A 14,365-nucleotide genomic window follows, 5' to 3' on the forward strand; every position below is an offset into this window, starting at 1 on the left:
CGCAACTCCACTTTCATTTTTCTTCCGAACGTATGTTGGATTATGCTCTCGGGCTGATTGAAACGCGCGGGCTTGTCGGCGCAATTGAAGCGGCAGACGCGATGGTCAAAGCGGCGCATGTCGAATTGATTGGCAAAGAACGCGTTGACGCGGGGTTCATCGTCATCAAAGTCAAAGGCGATGTTGCTTCCGTGAAAGCGGCGGTTGATGCCGGCGCTGCTGCGGCGCAACGCGTTGGTGAATTGATTTCCACGCACGTCATTCCTCGACCGGATGCCGATGTGGAAATTTTGATTTATCCTCCGCCATCGCAAACGAAAGAGAAATCGCTTCCGCATTTTCCTAAGGCAGAACCGGAGAAGAAGAAGAAAGAAAAACCCACGGCGGTTCCTCCGTCGGAACCAAAGAAAAAACGGGGGCGACCCGTAAAATCAAAAAAAGGAATTCAGCAAAAAATTGAAGAGCAACCGCAGGTTGAAATTCCTCTTGTAGTCGAACAAGCAGCGGAACCAATTCCGGTTGTCGAGCCGACGGCTCCGTTGCCGATAGTGAATGATTCGATTCCCGCTGTGGATGAACAATCATACATGGCGGAACTTGATAAACTTTCCGTCCATGAGTTGCGGCACTATGCGCGAAGTGTTCCCGGACTTTCTATTTACGGACGACAAATATCCCGCGCAAACAGGGGAGAGTTAGAAGCGGAATTGTTGAAAGTAAAATTCCCAAAGTAGTTTTTTCTTGATTCTGGTTTCTTGATTCTCGATACTTGATGCTTGATGCTGGGTTCTTGAAAGAGGATTCGAGTGTGTCATCACAGAAGACAGTAATCAAGGATCAAGTATCCAGCATCCAGCAACATCACTTATCAACAAGAATATGCGTCTCGCCATCAATATTGACCACATAGCAACCATCCGAAACGCACGCGGCGGAATATTCCCCGACCCGGTTGAAGCCGCACATATTGCCGAACAAGCCGGAGCGGAGGGAATTGTCTGTCATCTGCGCGAAGACCGGAGACATATTCGCGATAATGATGTGTTTCGCTTGCGGAAAGAAATTACGACCAAACTCGATTTGGAGATGGCGGCAACTCCGGAAATCATTTCAATTGCAAAACGGGTGAAGCCGGAACTCGCAACGCTTGTCCCGGAAAAACGGAAAGAACTAACAACGGAAGGAGGGCTTGATGTCCTTCGGAACTCCAAACTCCTCAGAAAAGCGATTGCTCAACTTCATGATTCCGGTATCGCTGTCAGTTTGTTTGTTGACCCTGTCCGTGAACAGATTGAAGAGTCAAAATCCATCGGCGCGGACATGATTGAAATTCATACCGGTGAATATGCCGACGCAACAACTTCCTCTGCGCGGAAGAAACATCTAGACGCAATCAAATCCATAGCGAAGTTTGCCCGCACACTCGACCTCGGAGTGAACGCCGGGCACGGACTCGATTACACCAACATCAAACCGATTGCCTCAATCAAAGAAATTGAAGAAGTGAGTATCGGTCATGCGATCATTGCGCACGCGGTGTTTGTCGGGTTGGAACCGGCGGTGAAAGAAATGATTGAGTTGATGAACAATAGAAAACGATAAGTTGAAGAAAGCGAAAAAGGCATCCCGCAGTCACAGGATGCCTTTTTGCTTGTTCTCTGTTTTTTTGAGAGGAGGGTTACTTTATCAGCGTCATTTTCTTTACCGCTGAAAATTCTTGCCCGGATTTTTCTGTAACTGTTACACGATAGAAATAGATTCCGCTTGTCAGGTGCGATGCATCGAACGGGACCGAAAATTCTCCGGCTTCCATTTCCCGATTGTTGAGGAGTGTTGCAACTTCCTGCCCAAGTAAGTTATACACTTTCAAAGTCACTAATCCGAAATTGGCAATCCGAAATTCGAAATTCGTCGTGGGGTTGAACGGATTCGGATAGTTCTGGTGCAAGGAAAATTCTTTCGGAGTCGCCTGTCCCTGTACACCGAGAACGAACCGTGTCGTTCCGCCACGAACATTATTCACTACTACTTTTTTGTTACCATTTGAGGTGGCAATTGTTTTCCCATGTTCATTCTTCAATGAATACCTGAAGCCTGCTTCGGGAATATTCCACTCAATCGAAACCGGCGCTTTCAGTGCATTCAAATTGATTGCAAATTCTTTCGTTGAGGTCAACTTTGATGAGTGAACTTCAGCAAATCTCTGTGAAGCAAATCGAACATCAAACGCATCGCCCGGAGGAACCGGCGGCATCATTGCATCAACATTGTTTAACGAACTGCCGAAGTATAACGTGCCTGTGTTTCCATCGGCATCACGGAACGTGAGCGAATTCAATTTTGCAAATGATGACATTGACGTACCGAATGATTTCGGCGCGCCCGATACGCCATTCATCGTCACTGTTCCGCTTGCTGATGAGTACACCCAATATCCTTTTCCGGGTTGAATGTATTGCGATGGTTGATACCCGCGTTGATATTCCCAAATATTCCCGGAGAGAATTCCTTCGGGCGAAGTTACAAGCGAAGTGGTAGCAACCGGATGAGAAACTGAACCGATTAAATTCCACCCTTCGCTCAACGAAACCGTTTCGTCATTACGTTCTGTTCCGCTGACTTGCATAATTGCCGTGAGCGGGAATTTCATCCAGTAGCCGTTCCCGTTTACAAGTGTTTCGGTTGATTGGTAGCCCGCAACCGAAGTGAAGTGGAACGCAGCAGAGTTGGCGTCGGGGAACACCGCCGTCCGCTGCGCATCCACCACCGTCACGGGAAGTGACACTAAATTCCAACCACGCTGAATGCTCATGATACCGATTGCATTTCCCGTGCCGTCGCTCATCAATGCATTGACGGTTGAAATAGTTGGAATGTTGTTTTGATACGAAACCTGTGTTTGTAATTGAACCGGATTGAGTCCCGGTTTCTGGAAGGTTACGTTGTATGTTCCGGGGGCAATACCACTCGTGTTGTACGAGCCGTTGTTGTTTGTAATTCCGTTGCTGACGACTTTTCCTGTTCGAACTTCTGAAATGGTAACGAGAACGCCACCGACCGAAAGAGCAGAGAACGTTGAGTTAGTTTTTCCAAACGCTCCGGCATTCACCTGACCGGCAATCATATTCAAACCGTCAACCGAATCCTGAAGAGCATAGATATCAACTCCACTCACCGCCGCTCCGCTGACGAGAACAAGCGTTGCGCTATCGGCGAATGCGGTTCCGCCTGCAAGATTGTAAAATGTGGGAATAAAATTTCCTGCCGGCACTGCAAGAATAGTGTATACTCCATCGGGAACATTGCTTATCGTATAGTTTCCGGTTGAATCGCTGTAGGTCGAGAAGACATCATCGCCTGCAAGCGAATCAAAATCATCATTATGAAATGCGACGACGAAACTGAATAATCCTGCGCTATCAAATCCGTTCCGAATCATCCCTGAAATTGAACCGGCAGTAACGATGCTTGTTCCTAACGTGAAATCAATTCTGGTAATGTCGTTATCTTCGAGATGAATATCCTCTGCTTCGAGCGGAGAGGAGACGTGATTCCAATACTGCGGGGCAAATCCATTGGCAGATGCGCCGACGACATAATGTCCCTCAGGCATGGTGAAACTGTACAATCCGTTACTGTCGGTGGTTGTGGTTGCAACAACTTCGTGTTCGTTACTGTCATCATCAAATTCATCGTTGGATGAACTATCATCATCGGCAGAGAAGAGAGTTACCGTTGCGCCTGCAATCGGAAACGCCGCAGTATCAAGCACGGCTCCTGAAAGAGTGAATGTCGTATTCACAACGCTATCGAGCGAAGCAGAGAAGTTCACCGTCGTTGAACTTCCGGCAGTGACAATCACCGGAGTTGCGTTCGTCATTGAATGAACTCCGTCGTACCAGATATCTTCAAACAAATCGTTCTCAGAATCTAATTTAAAATAATATGTTGACGGATTCAGTGCGGGGAATGAATAATACCCGAGTGAATCTGTATACACCTTCATGACGAATGCACCGTTGGTAACATCGAACGCTTTAATTTTCATGCTGTCTAATCCGTTACCGTTCTGGTCAACCACAGTTCCAAACACGCTTCCCGGAGTTCCTGAAAAAACGAGGAGATGATATTCCTGTTCGTCCTCACCTTCGGGACCGGAACAGGTTCGCGCTTCCACTTCAATTTCAAACACACCGAACCGCGTAGGCGTCCATTGAATCAAACCGGTTGACGTATCAATCGTCATTCCTACCGGTGCATGTTTGAGTGTAAAGCAAATGGGAGTACCAACCGGTGCGCCTGCAACTTCAATATCATATTCATACAATTGACTGAGGAATGCATTGCGCACGGGAGTTGAGATAATGGAAAAATCAACACTGCCACTATCTTCCGATGAATCGGCAGTCGTTAAAACACTTATTGTGTTGGAGGGAGAACTTTCAACGTTGCCTGAATACAACGCTGTAACATAATAATTATATGATGTCCCAATCGTAATGTTTGAATCATCAAATTCAGGTTCGGGCGCGCTACCGATAATTGCAAAGGACGAAAGAGAATCATCCTGACGATAGACATTGTACGATAACGGACTTGACGGAGGAGCAGGACTGAGCCACTGCATTTCAACTTTTCCATCATCATCGAAATTGCCGGATAAATTAAGAGGCGGGTCGGTAGGACCTCCGCCGCTGCCACTACTATCGGAACCGGCAGTTGCCCATCGTGTTACCGTTGGTGAACTTTCAACTCCCGAATAGACTGCGGAGATGTAATAAAAGTATGTCGTTCCAAGTGTGATATTTTCGTCATCATGTCTTCGGTCAGTTGGTGTGGAAATAACCGTGAAGAGAGATTCTGTCTCTGCGCGGCGATAGACATTATAATTCGTTGGAAGCGGACCATCTGGATGGTGCCATCGCAATTCAATCGCGTGGTCTAACGCTGAGTAATCGGCTTCAAATTCCGTGGGCGGAAGTTGCGCGAAGCCAATGCTGACGCTGAGAAGTGTCAGCACAAAAAGAGCAAAAAGTGGTAACCTGTTCATGGGTTTGTCCTTTGTTGATAGATACATAAAAATTACAGTCTAAATCTGATGGACTGTATTTATCAAAGCCTGTGCCAGCAGGTTTATTCTTCAAAAAGGGGCGAATGCAGAGTATATCAGAAACTTTCTTGATTCACCGAAGTGAAAGGTGGGACAACTATACCACATCAAACAGTAGACTCTATGCTTGGATGTGGAATGGGTGGGACAGATTAAAAGATAATAAATATTACAATTTTGAATTGTTGCTTCGGTTAGTCAAAATTACTAACTTTGTATCAGAGAATCGAATCAGATTTCCAATCCGATCATATCAACTTCTACCTTTCTGTTCTTTCAAGATTTTACTGCGATTGGGTGATAGACTCACCTCGCCTTCGATAACGCAGAAGAGCTTGAACAATACTATTTCTTTTTCTTAAAACAACACAAAGGTATTACAATGAAATATATTAGCATACTTTTTTTATTTTTAGTTTTTACACTTCACACCATCGCTCAAGAAGCAACAAGCTGGCAGCAAATTTATCCGTACCCTACCGGCAGCCTTCTTTTAGGCGTCTTCGCTCAAAATGAAGATACTGTTATAGCTGTTGGTTCGTATGGCACAATAATCAAAACTACAGATGGCGGTGAACGATGGAGTATTCAGCAAAACGCAGGAGCGGTCGCTGGGGTCAGTCTTTATTCTGTGAAATTTTCCTCTGACGTTGTTGGATATGTTGTTGGCACACTTGGCACAATACTAAAAACCACCGATGGAGGAGATACGTGGATTCAACAATCAAGTGGTACAACTTCGACGCTTTATGGAGTAAGTTTTGTCAACGATACTGTAGGTTTTGCGGTGGGTGGCACTTCGTTTACTATTACCGGCTATCCAGACTGGACCTTGTATAAGGACCCGGTTGTATTACGTACAACAAATGGCGGCAAGATATGGGTAAGTCTTCCATTTCCTTTTTTTTCTGGATTGAAAAGCGTTGTATTTCGGGATGCATTAAATGGTATTGTTGCAGGAGATAGTTTAAGTGTCTTTAGAACTTCTGATGGAGGAATAACGTGGGATAGAGTTTTATCAAGCAGCACCGTAGCGAATTCAAATAAATCGGTTTGTTATGCCGGGAACAATACATATTTTACCATCGGCTCTGGTGATGTTCATCGTAGTACTGATGACGGACTTACCTGGGAGTTGCTACCGTATCCTCCCGTAGATGAAAACCCATTTCGAGATCAATATGCAATATCATTTTTTGATAGCACGCATGGAGTGACTTCGGGGAGATGGTATCTTTATGGAACGTCGAATGCCGGTGTATCGTGGACATCAACGTACAATTACGGAATGCATATTTGGGATATTCATATGGTTGATTCATTAACGGCATTTGCTGCTGGATATTATGGGACACTTCTGAAAACCACCGATGGTGGCGTATCATGGACAGTGCTTTCAGGTAGTCCCAAACCAGTAAACATTTATGGTGTACATTTTACAGATGCGAATAATGGTTTGGCAGCGGGAATGAATGCGGTGTTGAGAACAACTGATGGCGGCAATACATGGAATCCTCATTCTATTCCTGTTAGTACAGATTATATTTTCAGGGATATTTATTTTCCGGATAATCGTACCGGATATCTTGTGGGTGAAACATCCGTACCTGGTCCTGACACTTGCATTTATCTGAAAACAACCGATGGTGGCGACCACTGGTTTCAATTAAACAAACCTCCTACTGCAGCAGACCAAGCCGTTCATTTTGTTGATTCACTCAACGGCACCGTTGTTGGTGATACAGGGAACTTCCCGAATTTTGCTTGGACTGTCATACATACAACCGATGGTGGAGTTACGTGGTCATGGCAAGATACACCTTTAAGTGATTCGGTGAACGGTTGGCCCTGGGGTTTATATTTCTCAGATGTAGATCATGGGACCATTGTTGGTACAAGCAATAGTGGAAGTACTCCTGCAATTCTTCATACAATCGATGGAGGTGTTAATTGGGTTAGACAATCCTGCCCAGTAGTAAAAGGAATACTTCGAGACGTTTATTTTTCTGATAATATAAATGGAATGATTGTAGGCTCAGAATATAATGTTAATAACAAAGCAGTGCCACTTCTTCTAAAAACAACTGATGGTGGAACGAACTGGATTAAACAATCCCATCCATACGACACGTTGCAGGGTCGTTCGTTTACAAAAATGTATAGTATAAATTCGAACATAATATTTCTGAACGGTTCAATGGGGAATCTTTATACAACCGATGGAGGACTGACATGGACAAAACAATCATCTCCCATAGGAGGATATCTTGGGATGGATTTTATTAAGATAGGGAATGGTTGGAAAGGATATGGTTCATATCTTGGAATAGCAACTACAACAATTGGTGAATTACCGGCAAAGTATTGGGATGGTAATGTTGACTCATCGTGGGATAACCCAAATAATTGGGACCCTGTGGGAGTGCCAACTTCAGGTGATAGCGTAGTAATTCGTCCAAACGGTACATCGCCTGTTATCTTCATGCCCAAAACACAAATAACAATTGCGGCATTGACCATTATAGGGGCTGGTCGGTTAACAATTACTGATGCTCTTGCACAACTTGTCGTTCTGGGTAATGTTGATATAAGGGGAACATTAAAGGTGAGACAAGGAGCAAGAACCCGTTTTCTCTGCGGAGGAAAATGGAAAAACAAACCGGGGAGCCTTTACAAATCGTTTGCTGAAACTGACGAAGGATTTGTGCCTGCAAATTCCACAGTCTATTTCAATGGTCAGGGTGATTTTCAGGGAAATTTCTATAATCTTGTGTTCGATACAACCGCTATCATGGAAACAGCAGGCAATGTTGTTGTAGAAAACAATTGTACAATTTTAAAGACCCTTTCCCTCCGCCCGCAAGATACGCTCTTCGTAAGTTCGACAGAGCCACAGGCGTTATATGGTAATGGGATAATTAATAAAGGTACGGTGAAAAGATATATTAATCCGGACATGACAGAACCATATCAGTTCGAAAGTAAGTATTCCTATGTTCAGTTTGATAATCAAGGAACAAAACCAACCTCGGTAGCTATGCAAGTATTTCCTGAAACAACCGCAACTAATTGGGGAGAAGTATGGGAAGAAGTTCAAAGCACAATTGATACTGCAAATAATACGATAATGGCATCAGGAATACAGGAATTTTCTAAATGGTCGTTAGGGATTCCCAGACCTACCGGTACTTCACCTTCAGTTAACCGAGTGTATGCAATTACTGCACAAGGAGGACAAAACTTTGCCGCACAACTTTCATTACGATTCGACCCGTCAGAAATGGAACAAGGAACATCGAAAGATTCGTTACGGCTATTACGGTTACTCGGCACCTACGCAACGAACTCAATGCAAGAGAAATGGAACATGATCTCTTTACCAGTAGAACGTAAACGGGACGAATTACGAATGAAAGATTCATTGTTCAACTCATCTATCTCAGATGCTTTCGCATTCTTCCCTTCTTCCGGATATATTCAGAAGGATACGTTGGAGTACGGAGTAGGTTATTGGTTGAAGTTCCCCGCTGCTGAAACAATAAAGGTACTCGGTGAAAAGCGAGATGAAGCTAAAATACTCGTCGAACCCGGGTGGAATATGATTGGGACATTAAGTACACTCATCAACACTTCGTCCGTGACTTCCGAACCAGCTGGAATAATTGCAAGTGAATTTTTCGGGTATCAAAGCGGTTATCTGAATGCTTCTGTATTAGAGCCTATGAAAGCATACTGGGTGAAAGTATCAAGTGAAGGATTCTTAAAGATGCAAACATTCACAAATACGAATAAACAAAGTGGGATAAATCAGGCAACATTACAACTTCAGAAAGTAAATCCGCTGTCTATGAACGATGCTACCGGGAATTCACAGGAATTGTATTATACAGGTAAGAGCAGTGATGTGGTGAAACATGTATCAAACGAATTTCCACCACCACCGCCCATAGGTGCATTTGATGTTCGCTATAAGTCTCAACGTTTTATCGAACGACCAGATAACGATAAACCGAAAGTAGTCCCAATAATATTTTCTTCAGTGACATATCCCCTTACCATTCGTTGGGAACCAAAAGAGAAAAACATTTCAGCATGGTTACTTGTTGACGGGAAAGAATTTTCGCTCTCAGTAAAAGGTTCGGTTACAATATCGAAACCGGAAACTCCGGTGAAAATCAAATTTGCATCATCAAATGACAACATACCCAAAGCATTCGCACTTGAACAAAACCATCCCAATCCGTTCAATCCGTCAACAGTTATTCGTTATCAGTTACCTGTTGATAGTCGTGTGACACTAAAAATATTCAATGTCCTCGGCCAGGAAATAGAAACATTAGTTGATGAGATTCAGGATGCTGGTTACATATCGAAAGAATGGAATGCTTCGGGCGTTGCAAGCGGCGTGTACTTCTACAAGATAGAGGCGACGAGCATCAGCGATAATGCCAAATCCTATCGTCATATGAGAAAAATGTTATTGCTTCGCTGAGTATTTGAGTCTAAAGTAGTTGAGTATGTAACTAAACATCGGAAATCAACAATCAAAAAAAAACTCCGACTTCTTTTTCAAAGAGAAGCCGGAGTTTTTATTTTTTTAATTTTTAAAACTCCCCACATCAATCCGGTACTCTTCGATTTTCCGGTAAATGGTTTTCCGGTCAACGTCCATCAGTCGTGCGGCTTGGTTGAGATTCCCTTTACTTTCTTTCAACGTTCGGAGAAGATATTTCTTCTCGGCATCTTTCTGTACCTGCTCTAAGTATTGCTTGTACGGAATGAGTGTTGTCGTCGGTGAGTCGGTCAACTCGGCGGAAGTTTCGGCGGAGTGTTTCGCGGCAATATCAATGGAGGAAATTGTCGGACCGGTCGCTTTGATGATAGCGCGGCGCATAAGATTTTCCAACTCGCGCACGTTTCCTTTCCAATCGTAATTCATCATGTCGTGAAGGACGGCAGGAGAAATTCCTTCGAGCGGTTGCCGCGTGAGTGTTTTGTATTTCCGGAGAAAATGTTCAGCAAGTAATGGAATGTCATCGAGCCGTTCCCGAAGCGGCGGTATCGTAATCGGGAAGACATTCAAACGGTAATACAGATCTTCGCGGAATGTTCCTTCGCTCACCATCGCTTCGAGGTCGCGGTTCGTTGCCGAGATGATGCGAACATCGGCATCGATAAACTGGTTACCGCCCAAGCGGGTAATTTGTTTTTCCTGCAACACTCTCAGGAGTTTCGTTTGGATGTTCAACGGAACGTCACCGATTTCATCTAAAAAAATCGTTCCGTCAATCGCTTCTTCAAACTTCCCGATACGCTGACGGCTTGCGCCGGTGAACGCGCCTTTCTCATGTCCGAATAATTCGCTTTCCAGCAATGTTTCAGGAATAGCGGAACATTGCACAGCAACAAACGGCTTATCCCGTCTCATGCTGTTGAAATGCACCGAGCGGGCAAACAGTTCTTTCCCGGTTCCCGTTTCACCGAGAACCAACACGGTGACATCTGTTTCCGCAACCTGCCGCACCATGTGAAAAACGTTTTTCATTTTATCATTTTGGCTGATGATGTTGGAAAAGTTCGCGGCGGGGTCGAGCATGTCGCGCAATCTTCGTAACTCACGTTCACGCTTGACTTCTTCCACGGCACGTTCAACTTTCACGAGCAGTTCATCGTTGTTGCATGGCTTGGTGAGATAATCGTACGCCCCTTTCCGCATCGCTTCTACCGCCGTGCTGATGGAACCGAATCCCGTCACCATCATCACTTTCTGTTCCGGCGATTTTTGTTTGATTGCCTGCAACACTTCGATGCCGTTCATACTTTCCATCACTAAATCGGAAAGAATCAAATCGAAACATTGGTCAGAAAATTTTTGTATGCCTTCTTTACCGTTCGTTGCCGTTTCAACTGCGTAGCCATTGTCTTCCAAAAGCGCTGTGGTTGCTACGCGGAATGCTTTGTCATCATCTATTATAAGTATGCGTGTATTGTTCATGCGATGTGTTCCGAATTCAAAATGGGAAAACTGACGGTAAATGTTGTGCCTTTGCCAAACCGACTTTTTACCGTGATGGTTCCTTTGTGTTGCTGGATGATTCCGTACGTGACAGAAAGTCCGAGACCGACGCCGCTAACTTTTCCTTTCGTCGTAAAGAATGCATCGAAAATTTTGTTGATATGTTCCTGAGCGATGCCTGTTCCCGTATCGCTCACGTGAACGACAACGGAACCCTCCTGCCTGAACGTCTGAACCGAAAGTGTTCCGCCATTCGGCATGGCATCTTTTGCATTGATGAACAAATTCAGAAATACTTGTTTCAGTTTATCAGGTAAGCCGGTAATCTTCGGCAAATCATCTGTGAACGATGTTTCAACAGCGACATTGCTTTGTTTGAGAACGGGTCCCGATGAAACAAGCACTTCCTGAATAACTTTGTTTACGCATGTCGGCTCTCTTGATTCCTGCACCATCGAAGTGCGGTAAATATCAAGCATTTGCCGTGTAAGTTTTGCAAGCCGTTCGACTTCTTCGAATGCAACTTCGAGCAATTCCCGCTCGGAAGAATCTTTCGGAGTGCGGCGCAATGCGGTTTGCAAACAACTTAAAATGTTATGAATCGGGTTGTTGATTTCGTGAGAAAGTTGCGCCGTGATTTTCCCCGTCGCCGCCAGCCGTTCCGATTTCACCAATTCTTCCTGCGCTTCTTTCAATTTCGTCAACGCCGTTTCGAGTTCTGTCTTCTGAAAATCAAGCAGGTAAATTTTTTCTTTCAGGGACTTGCTCATCTCTTCGAACCGCTCGGAAAGAAATCCTAATTCATCTCCTTGTTTGATGTGAATGTGATAGTCATAATTCCCGCGGGCAAGTTCGGTTGTTCCGCGCACCAACACGGCAATCGGTTTTGTTATGCTTCGGGAAATAAGAAAACCGATGACGGCAGTAACAACCAAGACAATGACGGAGAGTATGATGAACGTATCCATCACGGGGCGAAGCGAGGCGCTCACTTCCTTGTTCACCGATTTTAACAGCAGGTACGCGTACATCGGTCTGACGAATTCTTTTCGCTGGTCGAGACGACAGAACACGCCGATATAATCATCACGCGAGATTGAAACTGGAAATATTTCCGCTCCCGCATCGGAAGGAATATCAACATGTTGAATCGCATTTTCTGTTGCCCATGTTGCCAGTTCCGTTTGAACTTCCCACGGCAAGGTTGAACCGACAATCGTGCTGTCAATCATCAGAGCCGTTTCGCATTTACTCATTGCCTGAACATTGAACAAATTACTGCTTGTCAACCGGAAACCGATGGTGAGTGTTCCGAGAAAATTCTTTCCGTCCATCAGTGGAACTGCTGCACAACGATAAATATCCGTTCCCAAATTCCAAATCATTGTGCGTGATTGCCGGAGAAACCGATGCGAAGTTACCAACTTATTGATTGAATAATATTCTTCCACGCCATTGAGTAACTGTACGACGAGATTTCCTTGTTCATCGGTAAGAAGGAACAGATTCGTTCCCATATTGCTTATCAGTTCCTGAGAAGTACGAACTGCCGATTTCTTTTCCTTCGATGCAACGACTGCCTTTAGTTGCGGCGATTCAGCAAGAATTTGTGCCGCCTTCAAATCCTGTTCTGCCTGCAGTGCATTCAACTGGCGAAGAACGGAATACATACCGCGCAAATCTTCTGTGAAGCGTGCCTCCACCTGTTCATACACCCACGAACTGATGAAATTATAGAGGATGATGAGCAAGCCAAACACCACGCTCCAGATGGCAAGCAATATTTTATTCCGGAATTTCATCAGCGAAGGTAATTACCGTATTGGAGAATCTTGATATCTGAAACAGTATCTAAGGATTTTCCTTGATAGATCAAGTACCCCCGTTCTTTGTCTTTTTTGATTTGCTTGATTGATTTCGTCATGTCGGGTCGAAATGTTTCGGACGCTTTGATTTCAACAAATTCACGGTAAGATTTACGGTCAATGATAACGTCAACCTCCACACCGTTGCTCGTTCTATAATAGAAGAGTTCCGATTCCTTCCTCGCATGAAGTTCGCGTTTGTAGATTTCAGAAATGACATAATTTTCAAATAATGAACCGAACATCGGACCTCGTTCAAACAATTCCTGTGTACGAATGCCTGTAAGATATGACACTAATCCTGTATCAAAGAAAAATATTTTAGGGCTTTTAATAATCCTCTTTCCAAGATTTTTATAGTAAGGAGGTAAAAGAAAGACAATATACGACGCCTCTAAAACAGAAATCCATTTTTTTATTGTTGGCACCGAAACTCCAATATCCCGTGACAGTTCGGAAAGATTGAGTATTTGAGAAACCCGGGCCGCCAACATCTGAACGCATCTTCTGAAATCCCGTATGTCACCAATATCCCGGACATCACGGACATCCCGTGTAAGATATGTATCAAGATAGGACGCAAACCAGGCAATTGAAGATTCATACTCCCGCATAACAAGTTCGGGATACCCGCCCTGATAAATTGATTCCTCGTGCAATCGCTTCGGTATTTCGGAATATTGAAACGGGAGAAGTGAAAGCAGTCCGATACGCCCTGCGAGACTTTCCGAGACTTTTTTCAGGAAGGAGAATTGACTGGAACCGGTGAGAACAAACTTTCCTTTAGTGTGTCTGTCGGAATCAACGGCTAATTTTATACTATGAAAGATTTCCGGAACGCGTTGCACTTCATCAAAAATAATTTTATCCGGATATCGCTTCATAAATCGAACTGGGTCATCGTGAAAGAAATTCACCAGTTCGAAATCGTCGAATGAAACATACTCATACTGAGAGCTCAACATCGCTTTCAACATGGTTGATTTACCGGATTGTCTCGGTCCGGTAATTCCAACAACGGGAAACAACTTCAAATAGTTCGCGACGGTTGCCTCCAGTTCACGGTGAATATACTTCATTTTCGTTATGCCATTTTAATCTTTGGGTTTAAAATTACATAAACATCACATCATCTCCAAGAAACCAATTCAATCAGCGCCGAAGATAGTAGGAGAGAACGCGCCAAGGGCTTTTGGAATCAACTCGGAAAAGCAGTATTTTTGATTCGTCAATTTCGAAATTTGAATACAATGTATCTTTATTCAATCCGAAATTGACAATTCGCAATTCGAAATAAAAGACAAAGCGCCCTTAGCTCAACTGGATAGAGCATCAGACTTCGGATCAAGTCATTCTTTTCATTTCCAATACAAT

Annotated in this window: 7 protein-coding genes; 3 read left to right on the forward strand and 4 right to left on the reverse strand. The window is 44.1% G+C overall.

Translation table 11 applies throughout. The annotated features are described in order from the left end of the window. The first annotated feature begins 32 nt into the window (after positions 1-32). Both HY960_13680 and HY960_13685 read left to right on the forward strand, forming a co-directional pair. The gene (locus HY960_13680; protein MBI5216797.1) at positions 33-734 is read left to right on the forward strand and encodes a BMC domain-containing protein; all 702 of its coding nucleotides are present in this window, start codon (positions 33-35) and stop codon (positions 732-734) included. A 145-nt stretch (positions 735-879) separates the two neighbouring features. After that, positions 880-1,602 carry a pyridoxine 5'-phosphate synthase gene (locus HY960_13685; GenBank protein MBI5216798.1) on the forward strand — a complete coding sequence of 241 codons (723 nt, stop codon included), beginning with the start codon at positions 880-882 and terminating at the stop codon, positions 1,600-1,602. A 76-nt stretch (positions 1,603-1,678) separates the two neighbouring features. Here HY960_13685 and HY960_13690 read toward each other — a convergent pair whose 3' ends face one another. Continuing rightward, on the reverse strand, positions 1,679-5,050 hold the full coding sequence (locus tag HY960_13690) for a carboxypeptidase regulatory-like domain-containing protein (protein MBI5216799.1): 3,372 nt from the start codon (positions 5,048-5,050) through the stop codon (positions 1,679-1,681). A 442-nt stretch (positions 5,051-5,492) separates the two neighbouring features. On the opposite strand from HY960_13690, the gene HY960_13695 reads away from it, so the two are divergent. Next, positions 5,493-9,602, forward strand: coding sequence for a T9SS type A sorting domain-containing protein (locus tag HY960_13695; GenBank protein MBI5216800.1), 4,110 nt, complete (start codon positions 5,493-5,495; stop codon positions 9,600-9,602). 105 nt (positions 9,603-9,707) lie between these two features. Here the strand turns inward: HY960_13695 and HY960_13700 are convergent, their stop codons facing one another. From HY960_13700 to HY960_13710, 3 genes are read right to left on the reverse strand one after another with little or no spacing between them, the layout of a single operon-like run. After that, positions 9,708-11,105 carry a sigma-54-dependent Fis family transcriptional regulator gene (locus HY960_13700; GenBank protein ID MBI5216801.1) on the reverse strand — a complete coding sequence of 466 codons (1,398 nt, stop codon included), beginning with the start codon at positions 11,103-11,105 and terminating at the stop codon, positions 9,708-9,710. Next, a complete protein-coding gene (locus tag HY960_13705) occupies positions 11,102-12,928 on the reverse strand; it encodes a HAMP domain-containing protein (GenBank protein MBI5216802.1) in 1,827 nt (608 codons plus the stop codon). The genes HY960_13700 and HY960_13705 overlap by 4 nt, the downstream gene beginning before the upstream one ends. Beyond that, on the reverse strand, positions 12,928-14,070 hold the full coding sequence (locus HY960_13710; GenBank protein ID MBI5216803.1) for an ATP-binding protein: 1,143 nt from the start codon (positions 14,068-14,070) through the stop codon (positions 12,928-12,930). Before HY960_13710 ends, HY960_13705 begins: the two co-directional genes overlap by 1 nt. Between the last annotated feature and the right edge of the window lie 295 nt (positions 14,071-14,365).

Source organism: Ignavibacteriota bacterium (genome assembly GCA_016212665.1).
In the GTDB taxonomy this organism is placed as follows: domain Bacteria; phylum Bacteroidota; class Ignavibacteria; order UBA10030; family SZUA-254; genus FW602-bin19.

Excerpts from the sequence above, each read along its gene's own strand:
- HY960_13710 (MBI5216803.1), bottom strand. The coding sequence starts at position 14,070 with ATGAAGTATATTCACCGTGAACTGGAGGCAACCGTCGCGAACTATTTG.
- HY960_13695 (MBI5216800.1), top strand. The coding sequence starts at position 5,493 with ATGAAATATATTAGCATACTTTTTTTATTTTTAGTTTTTACACTTCAC.
- HY960_13685 (MBI5216798.1), top strand. The coding sequence starts at position 880 with ATGCGTCTCGCCATCAATATTGACCACATAGCAACCATCCGAAACGCA.
- HY960_13700 (MBI5216801.1), bottom strand. The coding sequence starts at position 11,105 with ATGAACAATACACGCATACTTATAATAGATGATGACAAAGCATTCCGC.
- HY960_13690 (MBI5216799.1), bottom strand. The coding sequence starts at position 5,050 with ATGAACAGGTTACCACTTTTTGCTCTTTTTGTGCTGACACTTCTCAGC.
- HY960_13680 (MBI5216797.1), top strand. The coding sequence starts at position 33 with ATGTTGGATTATGCTCTCGGGCTGATTGAAACGCGCGGGCTTGTCGGC.
- HY960_13705 (MBI5216802.1), bottom strand. The coding sequence starts at position 12,928 with ATGAAATTCCGGAATAAAATATTGCTTGCCATCTGGAGCGTGGTGTTT.